Raw genomic sequence first — 22417 nt, forward strand, 5'->3', positions numbered from 1 at the left:
GTATAGAAGAAGCTTGCGCTGCACAATGTCGAAATTTGAAGAAAAATAAGTGATAAGGCTCTGATTAAGCCCTACATACGTTCCATATTGTGATAAAATCCCAATTATTCCGTCTATCACGATCACAATATAGTATAATTCTCCTGTATTCCTAGCTAAAAAGGTCGAAAAACTTGCCCAAAGTTCCTACTTATTGCATCTATAAGAAATTGTATCCTAGGACTTCCTTCCGATGCAATCTCTTTTTATCCTATTACTGAAAGAATTTCATTTTTGCGTAATCAATAGGGGCGTGATAGAATGAGGATTGGAATTTTTTTAGTACCTATAAATAACCAGGAGTGATGATATGAAACCTTCTGCTCAACCTTCTGACACCCATCACACCCGGAGCACCAAAAGCAAGGCCGGTTCTTCAATTAAACTGTTTCTGGTCATGTGGATTGTGCTCATTGCACTCGGAGTAATCGGAACCTACTATTATAGTAACCATCTCCAGCGGCAGATGATTGATCAGCTTCAGACACATAATCAACAGCAGATTAACGCATTGAAATCAGAATATGAAAAGCAGCTAACAACGATATCGAAGGAAGTTTCTGACTTACAGGGACAAGTGCAATCCTTCAATGAATTGCTGAATTTCACCAAGGACAATGCAAACGACAAAACGGACAACAGCAATAAATTGTATACCCAACTGAGCGAAGTCAAAAAACAACTGGAGACCCTCCAGAAAAAGATGGATCTGCTCAAATGATTACACCCATTAAACAGGTTAATCGTTTTTTTATGCTTGCACTCGCTCCATTTGTTGGACTTATGCTCTGTCTGCTGTTGTTTCGTCCTTCGCTTGAACCCGCTAATCTGGCGGAACTCACGCCGCCGGAAGAGACGATTACGCCTCAAACCCAAGCTATTCGTCAGGATCTCTCGGGGGCTGAAGAAGCTGCCGTTCAAACATCTTCTTCTATTAAAAAGACAACGCAATTATACAATCAAACAACAAGTACAATGTCAGCTCTTGTACAAAAGGCGACGTCACAAGCCACTCGCCCAGAAACGATCTACAATCAACGGATCTCATCTAAACTTGGTGTACCATTTGAACGGATCAACAGTGACCGTCTTACGATTGAGATGTATCGAGTTAACCCGGGCACCTATAAGGGCTATGCGATGAAAATCAAGCTTAAAGACCCTACAGCGATGCAGATGGCTCTCAATAGTGAAGCAGGAAAATCAGAGACGACCATGCAGGCTGTCAGACGCACCGGAGCCATTGCTGGAATTAATGCGGGCGGCTTCGCTGATAGCGGGGGCAAACGTTATCCTCTAAGTACAACCGTTATGGATGGAAAGTATGTGAATGGATTTCAGGCTAGTTTTAAAGATTTATTTTTTGTAGGACTGAATGATGCAGGTAAGCTCGTCGGCGGCAAGTTTTTTGACAAAGGCTCCCTAGATCGCTTGCAGCCTCAGTTTGGAGCTACGTTTGTACCTGTATTGCTTCAAAATGGTCGTAAAACGCCTATCCCTGCCAAGTGGAAGGTATCCCCTAAGCGGGCTCCACGTACTGTCATCGGCAATTACAAGGATGATCAGATACTAATTATCGTAGTGGATGGTTATAACGAGAAAGGCAGTTCCGGGGCAACCTTAGAAGAGCTACAAGGTCGTCTGTACAAGCTTGGCGTCGTTGACGCATATAATTTAGACGGCGGCGGATCTTCGTCACTGGTTCTAAACAATCGGGTGGTCAACAATCCATCGGATGGAAATCTTAGACCTGTACCTACTCACTTTTTATTTTATAAATAAACCTGTGTAGGCATTCCTTTTCTTCCCATATTGGTTATAATAGAAGAAATTGAGATATGTGCAGGAGGTGGCAAGTATATGTCGTTCTCATTGACATTCTGGATTATCGCAATCGTACTCGCTCTGTATATGGCAGGCATCCTGACTGCATCCTACAACAATGACAAAACAAAAGGTCTCTAATGGCCAAGCCTCTTCGCGAAGAGGCTTTTTTCTTTGCCTATAACGAAGCCAAATCTAAATTTGCCCTTGACTCGATACAAGCGATACAACAAGAGACAAGGATTATAAAGAATGTAGTCATTCTTCTAATTCTTGTCTCTTAGATCTAGCGTTCTAAACGTTATATACTCGCTACCTTTGGAGTACATCATCAATAGTACGCCGCCGAATTGTCGCCTACGGTTATAACAGGTGTATATTCAGCCTGATTGCGAACAGAGCCTCCTCCTACGAGTTTCACGTAGATCCGTTCATGCTCTACTGGTTCTCCAGCCATAAGTTTAATTAATTGCTCTGCTGCCAATGAACCCCATTTTCGTTTGGAATAATCAACGGTAACGAGCCTCGGACTAACATAACTGCTGAGTTCAATATTATCAAATCCAATGACGTGGATGTCTTGTCCAACCTGTAGCTCACTGCTGGCAAGTCGATTACATAGCCCAATCGCCATCTCATCGTTCAAGCAGAACACGCCAACGGGGCTCGTATATTCTTGGATAATCTGATTCGCAGCCATTTCTCCGCTACTTTTCTCGAAGTCCCCCGTAATCACCATCCACTCCACATTGGGTTCACGCTCTGTAACCTGTCTCACAGCCTTCATACGCTGTACAGAGTCGAATGAGCCTTCCGGACCTGTCACTACATATATCTTGGTAAGGCCTTGTTCAATAAGGTGCTCCATTGCAAGCGTTGCTCCAGCCTTATTATCTAGCAGAACCTGATTGATGTTCATATGATCTAACTCCCGGTCCAGCACAACGATTTTGTGTCCACGATCAGCGTACTGCAGCAATTCTTCACTAGCAAAGGTCTGATCTAGAATGATGGCTCCGTCGATCATTCGTTCTGGAAGCATCCGATGAGACTGTCTACCGCTGCATACAATTAAGTCATATCCTTGTGTGTTACAGACCGCCTTCATGCCAGTAAGCAAGTCTCCATAGACATCTCCGCTAAAATCGGTCAGAAATACACCTACAATTTTGGACTCCCTTTTCTTCAACGTCCGTGCAGCAGCATTCGGAACGTAGTTCAGCTCTTTGGCGATGGCCAAAATTTTGGAACTCGTTTCATCTGTCACTTTGTTGCTGCCATTCAGTGCATACGACACGGTGGAGATCGAAACCCCCGCCTTCTTGGCGATATCCTTAATACTGACCACATTCTTCGCTCCCCTGTTATATGGATCAGGCTCCCCAGATCAGAGAACCCGACGTCTTCTATACTCTTTGAATGTTCAAAATGGAATTTTGTTTAAACGAGACCATTCCGTAGCCTCGTTTAAACATCTAACCGACTACACTAATTTGAAGTTACTCTCCTGAGTATCACGGCTATTCGGTCCCACATAGACGTGGAATGTGCCTTTGTCACTACGATAACTCAGATCCGAGTGGTGATAGCGAAGCTGTGCCTCGCATAGCGTAAATGTTGCAGTGCCTGTCTCACCTGGAGCCAGCTCCAGCTTGACGTAATCTTTTAATTCACGCATTGGTCGTACCACTTCACCCGTTACATCCCTCACATATAACTGAACGGTCTCCACGCCTGTACGTTCTCCAGTGTTCGTTACCTTCACCTTGATGGTCAGGGGAAGCTCACTGCTCAGCTCTTGGCCTGAAATATCAAGCGAACCATACTCGAATGTTGTATACGATAGACCATAACCAAACGGCAGCAACGGATCATTCGGGCTATCGATATATTTGGAAACGTAGCGCTCTTCCGTCTTCTGAGGATTCAATGGCCGGCCTGTATTAAAATGATTGTAATAGACAGGAACTTGGCCTACCGATTGAGGGAAGGACATCGTCAATCGAGCGGACGGATTCACCACACCTGTCAGCACATCAGCGATGGCTGCCCCACCTTCACTGCCCGGGAACCACGCTTCAAGTACAGCATCCGATTCTTCCCATACGCCATGTAGATCAAGTGGGCGACCATTGAAGATGACAGTGGCCAACGGTTTACCTGTGGATCTCAAATGCTTGATAAGCTCTAATTGTGCTGCTGGCAAACGAATATCAGTGCGTGATCCACCCTCACCACTCATTTCCGAATCTTCACCTAGCGCAAGTACAATCAGATCTGCTTTACTTGCAACTTCTAGCGCTTCTGCAATCTGCTCCGATGTGATCGTATGCACACCACTGCCTTGGGCAAGATGGACATGATCTGTGCCAAGACGTTCCTGCAATGCTGTTCCCAGCTTAACTGCATCCGCTTTTACCCCTTCACATGACCACCATCCTAGAATATCTTCACTTTCGGCAAATGGGCCTATAAGGGCAATATGGGCTTGTGGATTCAATGGAAGAATGTCATTCGCATTTTTCAGCAGCACTGCCGACTTGGTGGCCAGCTCATAGGACACCTGACGGTGTTCCTTCGAGAACACGATCTCGCGCTCCCGTTCTGGATTGGCTGCTCGGAACGGATTATCGAACAAGCCTAATTTTTCTTTGAGCTGCAATATACGAAGTACCGCTTCATCAATAAGTTTCTCGCTCAATTCACCACTGGCAATCAATGCAGGCAGATGATGAACATAGCAAGGTGTCATCATTTCGATGTCCACACCGGCACGAATGGCACGATATGCTGCTTCACGATCATCCTCCGCTGCCCCGTGGGCAATCATCTCACGAATGGAAGCCCAATCCGAGATAAGTACCCCTTCAAATCCCCATTCCTCACGCAAAATGTCACGCATCAGCTTCTCATTACCACTAGCGGGAATACCGTCCACTGTGTTGAATGATGCCATCACCATCTCTACACCCGCATCAAGCGCAGCTTTATAAGCCGGTAAATAATACTCACGAAGATTGCGTTCCGACATATCCACCGTGTTGTAATCACGACCACCCTCTGCCGCACCATATGCAGCAAAGTGTTTGACGCAAGCCGCGAGACGGTCTGTCTCCTCCTGTAGATTGTCCCCTTGATATCCACGAACAAAGGCAGCGGCGAACAAACTGTTCAGATAAGGGTCTTCTCCTGTTGTTTCCATGACACGACCCCAGCGAGGATCACGAACCAAATCCACCATAGGGGCAAACGTAACGTGTAAACCAGAGACTGCGGATTCACGTGCTGCAATCTCAGCAGATTTCTCCGCTAACTGGGTATCCCATGAACAACCAATCGCCAGCGGGATGGGGAAAATGGTTTTGAAACCATGCACGACATCTGCCATGAACAGAAGTGGGATACCGAGTCGGCTTTTTTCCATATAAGCTTGCTGCACATCAATAATCGCCTGAGCTCCGGACAACCCCAGAATGGAGCCACTGGCCTCCACAGACGGTTGGGTGATTCCCATCTCTTCCATCGGGCCAGTAATCTGCCCCTGCGTATCCGTCCCTTCATAAAAGTTAGAAGTTAATTGGAGCAGCTGGGCTGTCTTTTCCGTAAGCGTCATCTGTCCTACCAGATCGATCAATTGCTCATTATTCATCATGTATTCCTCCACAGCTCATTGAATTGAAGAACCCGGCTGCATATTTAACTACGCACCGGGTTCGGGTGGATGAGACAGGTTACTTCCACCATGTCCCATCTACTTCCTGAATCTTCACTTAAAAATTTTCGTTTAGCTCATCCAGGTAAGGTTGAACCAGAGACATTTTACTGTTCACCCATTCCTTCCAGTTAGCCTCCAGATCTCCACTTTTGAGAATCAGGTTTGCATATTCGTTCTGGTAATCGAATGAAGCCTGACTTTTCGCTTTGGAGTCGTATAGGTTAACATCCCAGTCATAGGTTGCGAGCGATTGACCCTCTGTACCAAGTTTTGCTTTTTCCTCAAACAACTTTACGGCACGATCGCGGTAATCCTTTTTGATTGCAGGGTTGACTACACTGAAATCATCACCAAGCAGGTATAATCCTTCGAAACGAGCTGGGTACTTATCTTCCAGAACCGTTCCTTCTGGCAGTAAGCTCACCAATTCATTGTTCTCATCGTATTTCCAATCGGTTCCTTCAAAGCCCATGTTGATGAGCAATTGTCCCTCTTTGGTTGCGGAATAGTCAATCAGATCCATGATGCGTTCAAATTTCTCGTCGCTAATCTCCGGATTGAAGATCAATGCGGACCAGAAGTTGGCTTGCTCTAGGTTACGGTATTTACCGTCGTCACCAAGAACGATTGCCGTGTGAACCATCTCATCACTATCTACACCTAGATTTTTACGAATATCCGAATCTAGACCTTGTCTGTATGAAGCAAGTCCACCCAGACTTGTTACTGCTGCTGTACCTGTTACTTTAAAGTTGTTCTGACCTTCATTGTTTTTCCATGTGTAGAATTCAGGGTTAAGCAAACCATCTTTATATGCTTTTTGCATCAATTTCAGCCCTGTGAGTGTTTCCGGCTCTGCTGGTCCCCAGTGGAACTGACCGTCTTCACCTTTGAAGAATGGAGAATCTGTGATCGCATGCACACTGTTTGGCATAATGATGTTTGTCATCGCATCAGCGGCGTTATAGGACAGGGGTACAAGTTTGTTCCCCACTTTACCTGGATCTTTCTCTTTTACAAGTGCAGCATATTCATTCAATTCAGTTGTGGTATATGCATCCTTCAATTCGAAACCAACCGCTTCTGCCCAGTCCTTACGGAGAGCAATGACACCGATTTGGTTCGTAAGTGGATCAGCAGGTTTGTTCTCATAATAAATCGGTCTAGGCAAGAGATACGTTCCACCTGTCAGTTCCTCCAACTTATCGCCAAGCCCTGTCAAGTTATACGCTGCGGCAACATTCGGCCAGCGCTCTTTCCAATCATCAGGGAACTTGTAGAACAAGCCTTGATCAATGTTATTCAGCGCATCCCCGTGAACATAGTTCCATACCGATACATCCGGCAAGTCACCCGAGTTGATCCACAGACGAAGCTTCTCGCCCCATGAATCCCAATCGATATAGTTGTAATCCCATGTTACATTGAATTTGTCTGTCCAGAACTTATGGAAGTCATTATCCAAATTTCCGTTTTTAATTTCCGTCAGGTTCGCTACAGAGATGGTCAGGTTATCTGTGTAATTGCCATCTGCGTCCTTTTCGTTACTACCTTCCGAGCCACCATTAGAACAAGCTGTCACCACCAGCATCAATAAACAAAGTGTGATAACAAAGATCGATCTAACTGACAACTTTTTGTTCGTGTTCATGCTCTTACCCCCATGTTTGTAGTTGAATTTCTAAACCTACTCGTGTTCAAAAAGGACGTTCGATGCTACTGATGCCAACAGGCATCTTGCGTAATCAAAAGCGTTTTTTTCGAACTACCTTTATACGTATAATCAGGTTTTGATTGCCCCTGTTAATACCCCTTTAGCAAAGTGCTTTTGCAGCATTGGGAAGAAACACATAATCGGAACCATCGTTACGAATACGGCGGCCATCTTCATACCCATAGAGAAGTTACTTACTTGGGTTGCATCGACACTAGATGCATTGGATGCATTGGTCTGAGACGTGACAATGATCGTCCTGAGCACGTTCTGCAATGGTAACTGATCCGCTTTTCGCAAGAAGATCATCGCATCGTACCAACTGTTCCAGTAAGCTACCCCATAGAAGAGTGTGATAGTAGCTATAATCGGTGTCGCCAGTGGAAGAACGACAGAGAACAGGATTCTCCATTCACCCGCTCCATCCAATCTCGCAGACTCCATCAGTGACTCTGGCAAGGTATAGAAATAGTTCATCATCAGAATCATGTTGAAAGCACTGAAGCTTCCCGCGAGGATCACTGACCACAATGTACCTGTAAGATGCAACGATTTCATGATGAGATACAGTGGTACAATCCCACCATTAAAGATCATAGTGAACAGTACTAGGAAAAACAGAAACTTTTTAAATGGAAAATTGTTACGGCTTAAGCCGTAAGCCATACTTGTTGTAAGGAACAAGCTGAGCGGCAATCCAATCACCAACAAAATAAGTGTGTTTTTGTACCCTGAAATGATACTTCCGTCAGCGAATAATGCTCGGTACGAATCAAGTGTGAACTCTTTCGGGAACATCAGAAATGGATTTTCAGCATATTCCTTTTGTGTTGCAAATGAGATCATGATGACGTTCCAGAACGGAATTAGAATCATCAAGGCAAGCACAAGTAGAATGGCAAATATGATGTAATCGAGAAAGGTCATTTTTTCAGTGCCAATTCTCGGCTTCTTGTTCGCTTTTTTACTCATTCGTTACTCCTCCTCTCTTATCGGAACAATCCGTCTCCGCCAAGCCATTTCGCAAATCGGTCAGCAAGAAGCAACAAAATCATGTTCACGATGGAACGGAATAGGCTGACTGCTGTCGAGAATGAGAAATCGGTTGAAGACTGGAACGTGATCCGATAGATGTATACATCGAGTACTTCTGATACATTTTTGGTTGCAGCGTTAGCTAAGTTGAAGATCTGGTCGAAACCGGAAGACATGAGTCCACCAACCGACAGAATAAACATAACCGTGATCGTTGGAAGAATGTTAGGCAGCGTGATACGGAACATCTGCTGCATACGAGAAGCTCCGTCAATCTGTGCTGATTCATACTGATCCTGGTCAATACCGGATATAGCTGCTAGGAAGATAATTGCGCCCCACCCGCTTGATTTCCAGATATCAGTCAATAACAGCATGGGTACGAAGTTCGATTCGGAACCTAAGAAGTTAATCGTTGGCAATCCGAGTAATCCAAGCGCGCTATTTACCAGTCCGTCATAAGCCAACACGTTGATAACTACCCCGGATACAATGATCCAAGACAGGAAGTGTGGGAAGGTAAGGACGGTTTGGAACCATTTCTTCCCTCTGCGCATTCGCAATTCATTCAGCAACAATGCCAGAATGATCGGGAACGGGAACTGGATGATCAATTTCAAAATATTAATGTACAGCGTTCGCCATACGGCATCGATAAAGGTTGGGTCACGGAAAACATATTTAAAATTCTCAAATCCGCTCCATGGACTGCCCCAGATTCCCAAGTTTGCCTTGTAGTCTTTGAATGCCAGAGATAGACCTCCCATCGGCATGTAGGCAAATAGGATCAACCAGACAAGTCCCGGTATCAACAGGGTATATGTCATTCGGTGCTTCCAGATTTCACTCCAGAGCGAATTGCCTTTCACGTTTCCCTTCAGCTTTTTGCTGGGTCCTTCGGCTGCAGGTTTCATTTGCATCTCCTCACTCTACTTTGGTCTTGTCGTTATACAGAAAATCAAACATCGTTCTTAGGTGCTGTTCCCAAAATCTCCATTCATGAGTGCCTGGTGTCTCCACATACCGAAATTCAAAAGCGGTATCCTGCATATATTGGGCAAATGCTCGGTTCATCTCGACAAATGGATCATGATCGCCGCAGCAACTCAGAATATCGGGTAAAGTTTCACCCTGCTGCAGCAAGTTGGCTGACAAGGTGTATAGATCCTGATTAGGCTTCACTACCAACTGTTCACCAAAAACCGCTTTCATTTCTTTGATCATGCCTGGAGGCATCATCGGATCTTGTAAACGTTTCTGAATATCCGTCACGCCCGATAAGGAAACGACTTTGCGATATCGTTCTGGATAAGTCAGTGCACATTTCAGCGCACCATATCCACCCATAGATAAACCGGCAACATACGTCTTCGCTGGATCGGAGTTCAGATTAAGCTGACGCTTGCATAAGTCAGGCAACTCCTGAGTGATGTAGTGGAAGTAATTCAGGCCGTATTCCATATCCGTGTAATAGCTTCGATTCGCTTCTGGCATAATGATGGTACAGCCATACTGCTGAGCGTACATTTCGATTGTGGTCAGACGCTGCCATGTACTTGCATTATCGCCTGCCCCATGCAGCAGATATAGCGTACCGCCTGAAGTCTCTCCAGAGTCACTGGACACAACATGTATGCTCGTATTCATACATAACGTGGGTGATCCCGTTTCGATCGTTATATGTGCCATTTGTAACCCCTTTCATTATCGACTGCCGCCTTCACTCTACTCTTTTGCGGTGTGTGCCTGCAGCATGTCGTAGATTCCCCTGTTGTGTGCTGGGTTATCGAAACGATTCTCTCGAATCGTTTCAAATTCAGTCAACTTTAATATATATGGACTTGCAAAAGCCATAATTCACTTGGAAGCGATTTCTTCGAATCGTTTCGAATAAATCATAATCCCGATCAGTAAATCCTGTCAATAACCTTTTTACATTTTTCGCGCTTTTTTTGTTAAAAAGTAAGTTCCACAGCCAATAAATTGCGCCAAAAGGCACTTTTTCTTATGGGTAAATGCTTATGCGTAACCGTTTGCACATCATTCATTGACATCAATCCCGGAATGTACTAACATAAACCCTAATTTTGCATTTGATTACGGAAACGTTTCACCAACCTAGTTCACTAGGGTTTCATCCTGCGGAAGGTGGTTTATATATGACTAACAAGCTAAATGGATTTGTTCATAAAATCATGAATGAACATCTTAACGTGTTATCCGCTCGCGTATTACATAATGGGAATCTCATCGCACAATGGGATCGCAATCAAGATACTCGCCGATTACAACATTCCATTAGTAAATCCTTCACATGCATGGCTGTTGGTCTTGCGATCGAAGAAGGCTTACTTCACCTAAATTCAACACTTGGCGATTATTTCACATACGATAATGTCCCCTCCATCTCTGAGACGTCTTTTCCTCCACAACAGTTAATGTTGGTGGATTTACTTCGCATGTCTTCCGGACATGACAATCCTCCACTACACGTAGAAGAACGCGCCTCTTTGGAGGAGAAGGATTGGGTCAAATATTACATGTCGCTACCCTTGGATCGAATGCCAGGGAAACAATTCACATACAGTAGTGGGGATACCTTCATGATCTCGGCTCTATTTCAAGCAGCAACTGGCCAAACCGTGAAAGACTATCTAACCCCAAGTTTATTTGAACCACTGGGTATACATGATGTCGATTGGGAAACCTCTCCACTTGGCGTTACTTTGGGTTGTGCTGGTCTTTGGATTAGCAATGAGGAGTTGAGTCGATTCGGGCAACTACTTCTTCAGGAGGGCAACTGGAAGGGGCAGCAGCTTATACCTGCTGAGTGGATTCGATGTGCTACACGTAGACAGATTATCACATCTGGAGACGGCGATTGGGGTAAGGGTTACGGGTTTCAATTCTGGATGTGTTCGTATAATGCATACCGTGCTGACGGTGCTCATGGTCAACTGTGTATCATTTTGCCTACACGGCAAGCCGTCATCTCCATCAACAGTGAAGAAGATCAAATGCAGAAGATTCTTGATGCCGTATGGACTGAGATTCTCCCCATCTTATCTTAAGTAATGATCAAGATCTCAGCTACACATGTTTGGCTTATATCTCTCTCATATTCATATGTTAGTCTAGTCTTCAAAAAGAAAAAACGTCATGGAGTGCTCCTCCATGACGTAATCTTATTACCCGTGCTGTGGAAGCTGGGTCATTTCATCTAAACATTGTGCGCATATGTAACGCTCTTTGAACTCATTGACTTCTTCCATTGATCCGCAGAAAATACATTTTGGACGATATCTCTCCAAAATAATATGATCCCCTTGAACTAGGATCTCTACAGGATCTCCCTCATTCATTTGATACCTTTTACGCAAAGATTTAGGCAATACGATCCTACCCAATTGGTCAACTTTGCGAACGACTCCAGCTGGCTTCATAGCTACGGCACACCTCTCCTATCTCACTCTAAATTTCTAGGTACATTTGTACTAAGTTTATAGATTCGCCAACATTTTGTCGAATCCTGCTGGAAATAAACATTTTTTGTCCTTTTTTTTGAAAAATGTTTTTTTTGACCATTCGTAACCTATTTAGCAGGACGGAATTCGGTCAATCTAGACCCGGGAATTCCAGTTGACGCAATGCCTCATATGCGATAATCGCTGCGGAGTTTGAGAGATTCAACGACCGTACGTCACCTGTCATTGGCATTCTCATGCACGTTTCTGGGTTAGCCGCAATAAGTTCCGGCGGAAGTCCTTTGGTTTCTTTACCAAAAACGAGGAAATCCCCATCACGGAATTCAAAATCGCTATACCGATTCTTCGCCTTCGTCGTTGCGTAGAAAAATCGTCCTTCAGGGAATTTCTCTTGAACTTCAGCAAAAGAATCATGATATTCGATGTGTACAGCATGCCAGTAATCCAAGCCTGCACGCTTCAGTGTAGCGTCATCCGTACGAAACCCCAGTGGGTGAACCAGATGTAGGTGGATGCCGGTAGCCGCGCATGTGCGGGATATATTGCCCGTATTCGCGGGAATCTCGGGCTCAACCAGAACAATGTGTAAAGCCATATAGGTTCGATCTCCTTTTTCATTCATGTTTAACGACAATCCCTTAATCTTAAAGAAAAGCCCTCCACACGTCAATGTGGAAGGCTCTGGAAAGGCACAGTTGCAACGTTTTAAGAGGTTATTCAACAAATCCGCTTTTAATTACGAAGGATGACGACCTTTTTGAACACGCGATTTAATGCGCAATCTCTTGTTGATCCTGTGACTCTCTCCTCTTTACCCGTTCGTTTGTTGGAAGTGGTTCATGAAGTCCGTGAGTGCTTTCACACTCTCATATGGAGCTGCATTGTAGATAGATGCTCGCAGACCACCTACGCTACGGTGTCCTTTCAGACCTACAAATCCTTCTTGCTCAGAAGCCTTAATAAATTGTTTCTCCAACTCCTCTGTCGCTAGACGGAATGTAACGTTCATCAAGGAACGGTCATTAACATCAACGCAACCACGATAGAAGTCACCGGAAGAATCAATCGTATTATAGAGCAATTCGGCTTTCTTCTTATTCTTTTGCTCGACACCTGCCAGGCCACCCTGCTCTTCAATCCATCTCAATACTTCATTCACCATATATACCGAGAAAGAAGGCGGTGTGTTGTAGAGGGAGTTATTCTCCACATGTGTACTGTAACGGAACATCGTCGGGATAGTTTTAGGTGACTCACTCACTAGCTCTTCACGAGCAATGACAACCGTAATCCCCGATGGACCCAAGTTCTTTTGCGCACCAGCGTAGATCATCCCAAATTGATTCAAGTCAAATGGTTTACAGAAGATATCACTGGACATATCTGCAATCAGAGGCACAGAGCCTGTATCTGGGAAGTCCTTGAACTGTGTCCCTTCAATCGTTTCATTGGATGTTAAATGCACATATGCACTGTTATCTGGCAGACTTAGATTCGATACATCTGGAAGCTTCATGAACTTGTCCGCTTCGGAAGAAGCGACCACTTGAGCCTCACCAATTAATTTAGCCTCAGACAGTGCTTTTTTAGCCCAGCTGCCTGTATTCACATAACTGGCTGTCTGACCCGCACCAAGCAAGTTCATAGGCAACATGGCGAATTGCGTACTTGCACCGCCCTGTAAAAACAGCACCTTGTAGCCTTTCGGGCTGCCAAGCAAAGATAATAAACGATCTTGAGCTTCGTTATGTACAGATTCGTACACAGCTCCACGGTGGGACATCTCCATAATCGACATACCTGTATTACGAAAATCAACAAATTCTGCCTGAGCACGCTCCAAAACCTCAAGTGGCAGTGCCGCTGGTCCTGCATTAAAATTATACGCTCTCTTTGTCAAAATATCCCCCGCCCTTTCCATCCGTAGCTTACATAAGAAGTAAATATTATCGCTATGATATCAGTATTCCCTATATGCTTCAAGTGAAATAAGCACTGAAAACACAATCTGAGCTATCAAATTCCTTTATCACCCTGCAAAGTTAAAGCGCTATAACATTTCAATTCGAGGAAAAGCCTCCGAGAACGAATCCCGGAGGCTTTTCCTGAATGAGGAACAGTCCGTTCCGACTGGATTAGCAGTCGAAGTAGAGGCTGTACTCGTGCGGATGAATGCGAATCGCTACCGCTTTAGCTTCATCACGTTTGAGGTTGATATAGTTATCAATGAATTCTTTAGTGAATACGCCGCCTTCAGTCAAGAATTCGTTATCAGCTGCCAGTGCATCAAGCGCTTCTTCCAAAGAAGCTGGCACGCTGCGGATGTTTTCTTTATCTGCATCGGACAGGTCATAGATATTTTTGTCCAATGGACCATATCCAAGCTCTGTTGGGTTGATTTTACGTTTGATTCCGTCCAGACCCGCCATCAACATTGCGGAGAATGCCAGGTAAGGGTTAGCTGTGGAGTCAGGTGTACGGAACTCGATACGACAACCTTTAGGTGTCACTGCTGCAACTGGGATACGAACCGCTGCAGAACGGTTACCTTTGGAGTAAACCAAGTTAACTGGTGCTTCATAACCAGGTACGAGACGTTTGAATGAGTTCGTACTAGGGTTAGTCAAAGCGATCAGTGCTGGAGCGTGGTACAGAATACCTCCGATGTAGTGCAGAGCCATTTCGCTCAGGTTAGCATATCCCGCTTTGTCATAGAACAATGGGGAATCGCCATCGAAGATGGATTGGTGTACGTGCATACCGCTACCGTTGTCACCGAACAATGGTTTTGGCATGAATGTTGCTACTTTGCCATATTGACGTGCAGTGTTGTGCACGATGTATTTGTATACAAGCAGGTTATCTGCTGTTTTCTTCAACGTATCAAAGCGGAAGTTGATTTCGGCTTGACCTGCTGTCGCCACTTCATGGTGATGACGCTCGATCGACAAACCTGCTTCTTCCAAGAGACGACACATTTCACTACGAATATCTTGTTGAGTATCAACTGGAGCTACTGGAACATATCCGCCTTTAGTGCGAACTTTGAAGCCCAAGTTACCGCCTTCTTCTTTGCGGTTTGTGTTCCAAGATGCTTCTTCGGAATCTACATAGTAAGAAGAGCTGTTCGTACCGCTCTCGTAACGTACATCGTCGAAGATGAAGAACTCGGACTCAGGTGCGAAGAATGCTGCTGTACCAACGCCGCTTTCTTGCAGGAAAGCTTCTGCTTTAACAGCGATGCTGCGTGGGTCACGCTCATAACGCTCACCATCAGGTGTGAAGATATCACACATTACATTCAATGTAGGGTGTGCTGTGAACGGATCGACATATGTCGCTTCAGGGTCTGGCATCATAACCATATCGGACTCTTCAATTCCACGGAAACCTTGGATAGAAGAACCGTCAAAAGCTACTCCATTTACGAATGTGTCTGCATCAACAGCCGAAGCTGGCAACGAGATGTGATGCGCACGACCAGCTAAATCTACAAAACGAAAATCTACCCACTCGATGTTGTTCTCTTGAATTGATTTCAATACGTTTTCAACCGACATGTATTCGTCCTCCCAAATATTCCGAACAATAAACAACCCCACTAATGAAAATGTCCATATTCGAATTTTTTTCTGTCGTCATTATAAAATCTCAAACATGACATCGTCAATACTTATGTAAGGTATTTTTTGCGAAGATGTTAGCTATACTCACATTTTATAAATACACTTACTTCACATAACAACTTTTACAAGCTATATTTAATCGATTTAATGCGGTAAAGCAGGCGTATTTACACCTAAATTGTGGAAAAAACTTCACATCATAAATGTTTCTTATCACTATTGATTAATAAATCCATTCAATGCCCAAAAGAATGAAAAACCGGACATCCTTAAGCTGCATTCATGTTGAATGAACGGCCTGAAGATGTCCGGAATTATTGCACATATAGCTTACATATAAATTATACGCCGACTCTAGCTGGGAAGAACTCTGCTGGTTGTTTAGCTGTGTTGAATGTTTTACCTACGATCGGTGCCAACTTCTCAAGATCCTGCAATAGGTTCGCGAATTGATCAGGGAACAACGACTGTACACCGTCTCCTGTCATGGAGTTATCCGGATCAGTGTGCATCTCAATAATCAGACCATTAGCACCCGCTGCAACAGAAGCCTTCGTCATTGGCTCAACGAGCTCACGACGTCCAGTTCCGTGACTTGGGTCTGAAATGACTGGCAGATGGCTCAGAGACTGCAATACAGGGATTGCTGACAAGTCGAGCGTGTTACGAGTGTAAGATTCAAATGTACGGATACCACGCTCACAGAGCATTACGTTAGGGTTACCGCCTGCAAGAATATATTCTGCCGCATTTAACAACTCATCATAAGTCGCACTGAATCCACGTTTCAACAGTACAGGTTTACCGCACTCGCCCAATTTACGCAACAGATCAAAATTCTGCATATTACGTGTACCTACTTGCAAAATATCAGCGTACTCTGCACAGATATCTACATATTCTGGTGTCATGACTTCTGTGATGGTTAACAGGTCATGCTTCTTACCTGCTTCAGCCATCATGATCAAACCTTCCACACCTGTACCTTGGAAGCTGTATGGACCTGTACGTGGTTTAAACGCACCACCACGAAGCACCTGTCCTCCTGCTGCTTTCACCAGACCAGCAATCTCATCGATCTGTGCAGCGGATTCAACCGCACAGGGTCCGCCCATGACAACAAGTTCCTTACCGCCAATGTCAACGCCCTTAATCGAGATCACTGTATCTTCTGGGTGGAAGTCACGACTTGCTAATTTGTAAGACTTCGAGATTTTGACTACATTCTCTACACCCTTCATTTGACGAAGATGCTCCTGCATTTTAGGTTCTACTTTGCCGATCAAGCCGATGATTGTACGATCTTCTCCACGTGAAATATGAACCTGAAGACCTTCCTTTTCAATTACGGCTACAATATCCTGAATCTGTTCCTCCGGAGTAGCTTTGCCTGCAATAACGATCATAATTTATTCCCATCCTTCCTTGTATGTGAGGTTGTTCAATATGTTCGTTTCTGATTACGAACAATAAAAGCACTAAATAAAGTGCATCTGATTATTAATTATTCTCTGTCACACTTAAACGCTTGTTCGCTTTTAAGCTTTTAATCACTAAAGTAAATATACCATAGTCTGCCTTCTTCGTCAAGGATCTCATACGTTTACACATCATCCAAAAAAAGAATCTTGCGAGCTAGGTTCCAAAGACAATGGAGCACTAGCGCAAGATTCATTCAGAATTAGGTCGTACGTGTTTTCTCACGCACAGGTGGTAACAGTTTATTCATATTCACTGTACGTTTAATTTCCCACGTCTCTGGTTGGTCATGCTCATACTGCTCCAGATACGTAATAACTTCCTTCGTGATCGGTGTCGGCGTTGAAGCGCCCGAGGTAACCGCCACTTTGTTTACGCCTTTCAGCCACTCCTGCTGAATCTCAGCTACGTCAGACACACGGTAAGCTGTTACACCCGCGATTTCTTCGGATACCTGAGCTAGTCGGTTTGAGTTATTACTCCGCGGATCACCAACAACGATAACGAGATCCGATTGTCCTGCTTGTTCAGCCACAGCTTCCTGACGAACCTGTGTAGCTAGACATATTTCATTGTGGATTTCGGCACCTGGAAACTTCTCCAGAAGACGACTCATGATATGTTTGATGTCCCACTGGCTCATTGTAGTCTGATTGGTAATCAGAATCTTGCCATTTGGTACATTCAACTGATCGATCTCTTCTTCCTTTTCAATCAGATGAACCTGATCCGGAGCAACACCAATCGCGCCCTCAGGTTCTGGGTGGTTCTTTTTACCGATATAGATAATCTGATACCCTTCAGCCGTCTTCTCACGAATAAGGTCATGAGTTTTCGTAACATCTGGACAAGTTGCATCCACTGTAGTCAAGCCTTTATCACGTGCCAGCTTACGGACTTCTGGAGATACACCATGTGCTGTAAAAATAACAGTGCCACTCTCCACCTGACTCAAAATTTCCATCCGATTAGGTCCATCCAGTGTAACGATGCCTTCATCTTCAAAAGAATCTGTCACATGTTTGTTGTGAACAATCATTCCCAATATATATATAGGCCGGGGTAGATCTAGATTACGTGCAGCCTGACGTGCCAAAACCATGGCATCCACAACTCCGTAACAATATCCCCTTGGCGAAATTCGCAGTACTTCCACTTTGGTTGCCACCCGCTTTCTTTCTTCGGCAAGCTTGCCGATGTAATTGCAGTCCACTCTATTATACCTTTATTCGATAGGGGGAGCAAAGACAACAGGCAACCAGATAATAAATGTGGTACCTTCTCCACGTTTAGTGACGACTTCTACCGAGCCATGATGCTCTTCAATGATCCACTTAGCAATCGATAGCCCCAAGCCGATTCCTGGTGTCGCTCCGCGTGATTCATCTGCACGATAGAAACGATCAAAGATAAACGGTACCTCGTCTCGCTCCATACCAATGCCTGTATCACTAATACGCAGCCCTACCTGACCTTTGTACAATATAGCGTCAAGTGTGACTGACCCTTCCGGAGTGTATTTAAACGCATTCTCAATAAAAATAAACAGCATTTGCTGCAAATAATCTTTGCTGCCATTGACATAGATCCCGTTGAGGATCGATAGATCGCCCTGACGCCATTCGGATTGACGATCTAGGAATTGGGATCTGCGAGCCACTTCCTGCACTAGAATCTGCAATGGAATTGGATTCAGCTCAATCTTCTGACCGGTATCCGCTCTCGCCAGTGACAACATGTCGCTAATCAGCCGGCTCATCCGTTTCCCCTCATCTGCCATATCCTCAATCGCCTCAAGCGACATCTCTTTAACCGTTTCTTCATCAAGATTCGGACGATCCGTACTTTCCTGATCCCACAGCTTCTTGAGGAAATCTACGTTACCACGTATTGTCGTAAGTGGCGTACGTAGCTCATGCGATGCATCAGATACGAAACGCCGTTGAGCTGTATTGGTCTCTTCCAAGCCCCGGAAGGATAGTTCTGTCCGTTCAAGCATGTTATTCACTGTTTCAATGAGCCGGCCAATCTCATCCTTCGGCCCTGTGTATTGAATACGGACACTTAGGTCATTTCCTGACTGAATCTGATTCGCAGCATCAATTACATTAACCAACGGCCGCATGGATTTACGAGCCAAAATAAGCCCTGATGTAATGGCAAGAGCCATAGCCACAAGCCAGCCAAAGATCAATATATTACGCAGTGCTTCCAGAAGTCGCTCCTGGGAAGTAACATTGGCTCCCACTTGAAGAAGTCCCCTAATTTCATTCGTTCCTTGAAGGGACAACGGCTGTTGATTCACGAGAAAGGGAGTGCCATGCACATATATTTTGGATATGCCTCGCTGTTCCCGTATGTCCTTCAGCTCCACAACAGGAAAGTCAATGCCAGCCTTCTCCATATTTCCTGAGATCTTGATCGATCTGCTCTGATAATCCACCAGTTGAATATAGATCTGTGCTTCTTGAAGCTGACTTTCTGTAAATGGATCTAGGTCGAGCGATTGAGAAAGCGGATTAACACCAATTTGTTCTGTAATGCGTTCGCTCTTAACCTTTAGTTGCTGTTCCACTTCCTGATAAGAGTTAAAATAGACAAAAGCATAAATCACGACGGCCCAGAAGATAAGCACGGCTGCCAAAATACCCGAATACCATGCGGTTAATCTTAACCGAATGGACATATCAGGAATCACCTCTTAGGATATAACCCGCTCCCCGAATTGTCTGGATCAAGCGTTTGCCTCCATACTCTTCAGTTTTTTGTCTTAACATCGCGATATATACTTCTAGAACATTAGATTCTCCGCTGTAATCATAGCCCCAGATTTTGTCCATAATGAGATCACGGGATAACACTCTTTTTGGATTTTGCATAAATAAATTCAGAAGCTCAAACTCCTTGGCAGTAAGTTCTAGCCGCTGTCCATCACGCAACACTTCACGGGAATCATTATCGAGAATGATGTCCTCATATACAAGTCGGTTGTCCTGTTTATCCACAATGTCCGCTTTACGGCGTAGCAGTGCACGAACACGAGCAAGCAGCTCTTCAAGGGCAAATGGTTTAACCAAATAATCATCTGCTCCCGTATCCAGTCCTGTTACCCGGCTCTGTACTTCGTCTTTGGCCGTTAGCATGAGAACTGGCACTTTACTGCCCGCTTCTCGTAATCTCCGGCACACTTCGAATCCGTCAATCTGAGGCATCATGACATCTAGAACGACAATATCCGGTTCCTTATCCATCAGTTTACTGAGACCCTCAGCTCCATTGGAAGCCGTCTGTACTTCATAACCTTCAAATGCCAGCCCCCGACGAAGCATGGACACGATTTTTTCATCATCATCAACAATCAGAATAGTTGAGCGCATGGTCTTTCTCCTTTATCCTACATTTTATTCCTATTGTAACAGGCAGAAGCACAATCTGCATCTTGAGGCAAAAAAAGCGAAAGGGCCCTCAAACCCTTCCGCTTATCCGCTTTTTGCAACATCCGTCTTTCAACGATTAAGGTTGCGTTTGTTGTTGCTCATTTGAAGTTTGTGAAGTATCGTAATCGTTTTTGTTGCCGATCTTAATCTTGATATCCATTTTCTTACCGTCACGAACGACGTTCAACGTTACTTCACTGCCAATTTCCTGTTTCTTGATGAAATCGATCAAGTCTTGGCTTGTATTGTACGGCGTACCATTGGCACCTGTAATGATGTCATATGCCCGCAGGTCTGCTTGATAAGCCGGAGATTGATAGATCGTGCTTGCTACTACAGAACCTTCAGTAATGTCAGTTCCCATTTGTTTAGCAACTTCAGGTGTGAGTGCCATCAGAGATGCACCGATGAACGGTACTGGCTCTTTTGGAACTTCTTTGTTTTCTTTCAGGTATTTCACTGCTTCCGAAATTACACTCGAAGGAATAGCAAATCCAATACCTTGCGCATCTGCACTCACGGCAACGTTCATACCGATTACTTCACCATTAAGGTTGAGCAATGGACCACCGGAGTTACCAGGGTTGATAGACGCATCTGTTTGCAGCAAGTGACTGTATTCACGTGTTTTGCCTGTTTCTTCGTCTGGAATGCTAATCGTACGTTCTTTCGCACTCAGAACACCTGCAGTAACAGTGTGCTCGAATCCTTCAGGGTTACCAATCGCCACAAGCCATTCACCGACCTGTGTGCTGTTGGAATCACCTAATGGAGCTACAGGGAAATCAGCATCGCCACTGTTTTTCTCAATTTTCAGTACAGCTAGGTCAAGATCGAAGCTACTTCCCAGCAGTTTAGCTTCATAAGGCTTACTATTGTTCTCTAAAGTTACCTGAATAACATCTGCACCTTGGACTACGTGCTGGTTCGTCAGGATATAGCCTTCTTTGTCAAAAATAAATCCAGAACCAATGCCCAGTGGGACAAGTTGATTGCTGCTTTGCTGTTGCTGTTGTTGCTGCTGATTTTGGTCTTGGTTACCATTGGTTCCACCATTACCGAAGAAATATTGATATAGTGGGTCACTCATCGTAGAACCGCCTTGGTAGCCACCACTACGAGTTGATTGCTTCGCCAATGTCTCAATCTTGACTACAGCCGGGCTAGTGTTCGTCACAACGGATGACACATCCGTTTTACCTGTAGGCAGCAACGAGGCCGTTACATTGTTGCCTCCACCCGTGTTTGTAGAAGACTCTTTGCTTGCGCTCTCGCTTTGGGCACTTGTCATTGATGCTTGCGGTGTGAACATGTTCGTTGTGTCCGCCACGTACATTAGAACAGTAATAACTAACATCCCTGCAATGAAGGAGAACATAAGGGATCTGACGGACGAGCGTGGGCGACGATTGTTATAGTTCCAATTCCCACCTTTACCGTCGTTACCGCCATTTCCACCACCGTTCCCTGCCTTACCTCGACTAGCCTCTTCGGAAGATCCTTGGCTGTAATATGAAGGTACCGGCTTCACAGGATCAGGTCTTGTAATCTGCACGTCACCTTCTGCACGCTGGTTCGTATCCCCTTGATGACTTGCTGTATCTTCCTGATTCACGGACTGAAAGGGTCCATAAGAATAATAATATGAGGAATCGTCCGTTCCGGAAGAATTTCGGTTCTCCGTTTGCTTTGTTTCATTTTCCTCGTCTTGACGGCTTGATCTATAATTACGTTCGTCCATGCCTCTCTACCTCCCAATCTCTTCTTCGTAAGAGATATTCTTTAACTGTCCTTATTTTGTACTTTAAACCTTAACTGTACCTTAAAAACAATTAAAAAGGAGATAAAACCCTATCATAATATGTTCATGTTCGAAAAGTACGATTTTCAGTACCGAAAAGATAGGATGAAACTAGAAATGGAGTAGCGGAGCGTAGGAGGGCTACGTGAGCAACGGACATTTCGGTTGAATTCCATATCTGATGCTGATGATGCCATCAGGCATCCTTCGTAAACAAAAGCGGACTTTTTGAACAACCTCTATAACTCATTTTTCCCGTCCG

19 protein-coding genes are annotated in these 22417 nt (G+C 44.6%); 3 read left to right on the plus strand and 16 right to left on the minus strand.

Annotation, left to right across the window (positions count from 1 at the left end; genetic code table 11):
* Window positions 1–349: 349 nt before the first annotated feature.
* Complete coding sequence (locus ASD24_RS18030; RefSeq protein WP_056698453.1) at window positions 350–760, plus strand: uroporphyrinogen-III C-methyltransferase; 411 nt, start codon at window positions 350–352, stop codon at window positions 758–760.
* Complete coding sequence (locus tag ASD24_RS18035) at window positions 757–1821, plus strand: phosphodiester glycosidase family protein (protein WP_056698456.1); 1065 nt, start codon at window positions 757–759, stop codon at window positions 1819–1821. Before ASD24_RS18030 ends, ASD24_RS18035 begins: the two co-directional genes overlap by 4 nt.
* A gap of 373 nt (window positions 1822–2194) precedes the next feature.
* On the opposite strand, the gene ASD24_RS18040 is transcribed toward ASD24_RS18035, so the two are convergent.
* The 7 genes from ASD24_RS18040 to ASD24_RS31345 form a co-directional block, all read right to left on the minus strand.
* Window positions 2195–3211: a LacI family DNA-binding transcriptional regulator gene (locus ASD24_RS18040; RefSeq protein ID WP_056698460.1), complete on the minus strand. Its 1017-nt coding sequence runs from the start codon at window positions 3209–3211 to the stop codon at window positions 2195–2197.
* 135 nt (window positions 3212–3346) lie between these two features.
* A complete protein-coding gene (locus ASD24_RS18045; protein WP_056698465.1) occupies window positions 3347–5512 on the minus strand; it encodes a glycoside hydrolase family 3 N-terminal domain-containing protein in 2166 nt (721 codons plus the stop codon).
* Window positions 5513–5633: 121 nt separating this feature from the next.
* On the minus strand, window positions 5634–7229 hold the full coding sequence (locus ASD24_RS18050; RefSeq protein ID WP_056698469.1) for a hypothetical protein: 1596 nt from the start codon (window positions 7227–7229) through the stop codon (window positions 5634–5636).
* Between the two features lie 132 nt (window positions 7230–7361).
* On the minus strand, window positions 7362–8264 hold the full coding sequence (locus ASD24_RS18055) for a carbohydrate ABC transporter permease (RefSeq protein WP_056698472.1): 903 nt from the start codon (window positions 8262–8264) through the stop codon (window positions 7362–7364).
* Window positions 8265–8281: 17 nt separating this feature from the next.
* Entirely contained in the window at window positions 8282–9241 is a 960-nt protein-coding gene (locus ASD24_RS18060; RefSeq protein WP_056698475.1) for an ABC transporter permease, read from the minus strand.
* Window positions 9242–9251: 10 nt separating this feature from the next.
* Window positions 9252–10016 carry an alpha/beta hydrolase gene (locus tag ASD24_RS18065; RefSeq protein WP_056698477.1) on the minus strand — a complete coding sequence of 255 codons (765 nt, stop codon included), beginning with the start codon at window positions 10014–10016 and terminating at the stop codon, window positions 9252–9254.
* A gap of 36 nt (window positions 10017–10052) precedes the next feature.
* Window positions 10053–10181 (minus strand): hypothetical protein, encoded by a 129-nt coding sequence (locus tag ASD24_RS31345; protein ID WP_268795338.1) that lies wholly within the window; start codon window positions 10179–10181, stop codon window positions 10053–10055.
* Window positions 10182–10486: 305 nt separating this feature from the next.
* Between ASD24_RS31345 and ASD24_RS18070 the strand changes: the two genes are divergently transcribed.
* The gene (locus ASD24_RS18070; RefSeq protein WP_056698480.1) at window positions 10487–11398 is read left to right on the plus strand and encodes a serine hydrolase domain-containing protein; all 912 of its coding nucleotides are present in this window, start codon (window positions 10487–10489) and stop codon (window positions 11396–11398) included.
* Between the two features lie 117 nt (window positions 11399–11515).
* Here ASD24_RS18070 and ASD24_RS18075 read toward each other — a convergent pair whose 3' ends face one another.
* From ASD24_RS18075 to ASD24_RS18115, 9 genes are all read right to left on the minus strand, one after another.
* Window positions 11516–11770 carry an AbrB/MazE/SpoVT family DNA-binding domain-containing protein gene (locus tag ASD24_RS18075; protein ID WP_024629045.1) on the minus strand — a complete coding sequence of 85 codons (255 nt, stop codon included), beginning with the start codon at window positions 11768–11770 and terminating at the stop codon, window positions 11516–11518.
* A gap of 172 nt (window positions 11771–11942) precedes the next feature.
* Window positions 11943–12407 carry a tRNA (uridine(34)/cytosine(34)/5-carboxymethylaminomethyluridine(34)-2'-O)-methyltransferase TrmL gene (gene trmL / locus ASD24_RS18080; protein WP_056698484.1) on the minus strand — a complete coding sequence of 155 codons (465 nt, stop codon included), beginning with the start codon at window positions 12405–12407 and terminating at the stop codon, window positions 11943–11945.
* 216 nt (window positions 12408–12623) lie between these two features.
* Entirely contained in the window at window positions 12624–13715 is a 1092-nt protein-coding gene (gene serC, locus ASD24_RS18085) for a 3-phosphoserine/phosphohydroxythreonine transaminase (RefSeq protein ID WP_200956172.1), read from the minus strand.
* A gap of 232 nt (window positions 13716–13947) precedes the next feature.
* Window positions 13948–15372 carry a type I glutamate--ammonia ligase gene (gene glnA, locus ASD24_RS18090; RefSeq protein WP_056698488.1) on the minus strand — a complete coding sequence of 475 codons (1425 nt, stop codon included), beginning with the start codon at window positions 15370–15372 and terminating at the stop codon, window positions 13948–13950.
* A 407-nt stretch (window positions 15373–15779) separates the two neighbouring features.
* Window positions 15780–16844 (minus strand): 3-deoxy-7-phosphoheptulonate synthase, encoded by a 1065-nt coding sequence (gene aroF, locus ASD24_RS18095; RefSeq protein ID WP_056698489.1) that lies wholly within the window; start codon window positions 16842–16844, stop codon window positions 15780–15782.
* Between the two features lie 275 nt (window positions 16845–17119).
* Window positions 17120–18073 carry a 4-hydroxy-3-methylbut-2-enyl diphosphate reductase gene (locus ASD24_RS18100; RefSeq protein ID WP_056698494.1) on the minus strand — a complete coding sequence of 318 codons (954 nt, stop codon included), beginning with the start codon at window positions 18071–18073 and terminating at the stop codon, window positions 17120–17122.
* 69 nt (window positions 18074–18142) lie between these two features.
* Window positions 18143–19603, minus strand: a complete 1461-nt coding sequence (locus ASD24_RS18105; RefSeq protein ID WP_056698496.1) for a sensor histidine kinase — start codon at window positions 19601–19603, stop codon at window positions 18143–18145.
* 1 nt (window position 19604) lies between these two features.
* Complete coding sequence (locus ASD24_RS18110; RefSeq protein ID WP_056698500.1) at window positions 19605–20294, minus strand: response regulator transcription factor; 690 nt, start codon at window positions 20292–20294, stop codon at window positions 19605–19607.
* A gap of 136 nt (window positions 20295–20430) precedes the next feature.
* Window positions 20431–22095, minus strand: a complete 1665-nt coding sequence (locus ASD24_RS18115) for a S1C family serine protease (RefSeq protein WP_056698502.1) — start codon at window positions 22093–22095, stop codon at window positions 20431–20433.
* Window positions 22096–22417 lie beyond the last annotated feature (322 nt).

The organism is Paenibacillus sp. Root52, assembly GCF_001426865.1.
In the GTDB taxonomy this organism is placed as follows: Bacteria; Bacillota; Bacilli; order Paenibacillales; family Paenibacillaceae; genus Paenibacillus.

What these genes read in the sequence shown, in the direction of transcription:
- ASD24_RS31345 (WP_268795338.1), bottom strand. Translation starts at nt 10,181, where the DNA reads ATGGCTTTTGCAAGTCCATATATATTAAAGTTGACTGAATTTGAAACG.
- trmL (WP_056698484.1), bottom strand. Translation starts at nt 12,407, where the DNA reads ATGGCTTTACACATTGTTCTGGTTGAGCCCGAGATTCCCGCGAATACG.
- ASD24_RS18070 (WP_056698480.1), top strand. Translation starts at nt 10,487, where the DNA reads ATGACTAACAAGCTAAATGGATTTGTTCATAAAATCATGAATGAACAT.
- ASD24_RS18045 (WP_056698465.1), bottom strand. Translation starts at nt 5,512, where the DNA reads ATGAATAATGAGCAATTGATCGATCTGGTAGGACAGATGACGCTTACG.
- ASD24_RS18115 (WP_056698502.1), bottom strand. Translation starts at nt 22,095, where the DNA reads ATGGACGAACGTAATTATAGATCAAGCCGTCAAGACGAGGAAAATGAA.
- aroF (WP_056698489.1), bottom strand. Translation starts at nt 16,844, where the DNA reads ATGATCGTTATTGCAGGCAAAGCTACTCCGGAGGAACAGATTCAGGAT.
- ASD24_RS18030 (WP_056698453.1), top strand. Translation starts at nt 350, where the DNA reads ATGAAACCTTCTGCTCAACCTTCTGACACCCATCACACCCGGAGCACC.
- ASD24_RS18075 (WP_024629045.1), bottom strand. Translation starts at nt 11,770, where the DNA reads ATGAAGCCAGCTGGAGTCGTTCGCAAAGTTGACCAATTGGGTAGGATC.
- ASD24_RS18060 (WP_056698475.1), bottom strand. Translation starts at nt 9,241, where the DNA reads ATGAAACCTGCAGCCGAAGGACCCAGCAAAAAGCTGAAGGGAAACGTG.
- ASD24_RS18035 (WP_056698456.1), top strand. Translation starts at nt 757, where the DNA reads ATGATTACACCCATTAAACAGGTTAATCGTTTTTTTATGCTTGCACTC.
- ASD24_RS18065 (WP_056698477.1), bottom strand. Translation starts at nt 10,016, where the DNA reads ATGGCACATATAACGATCGAAACGGGATCACCCACGTTATGTATGAAT.
- ASD24_RS18110 (WP_056698500.1), bottom strand. Translation starts at nt 20,294, where the DNA reads ATGCGCTCAACTATTCTGATTGTTGATGATGATGAAAAAATCGTGTCC.
- ASD24_RS18050 (WP_056698469.1), bottom strand. Translation starts at nt 7,229, where the DNA reads ATGAACACGAACAAAAAGTTGTCAGTTAGATCGATCTTTGTTATCACA.
- ASD24_RS18105 (WP_056698496.1), bottom strand. Translation starts at nt 19,603, where the DNA reads ATGTCCATTCGGTTAAGATTAACCGCATGGTATTCGGGTATTTTGGCA.
- glnA (WP_056698488.1), bottom strand. Translation starts at nt 15,372, where the DNA reads ATGTCGGTTGAAAACGTATTGAAATCAATTCAAGAGAACAACATCGAG.
- ASD24_RS18055 (WP_056698472.1), bottom strand. Translation starts at nt 8,264, where the DNA reads ATGAGTAAAAAAGCGAACAAGAAGCCGAGAATTGGCACTGAAAAAATG.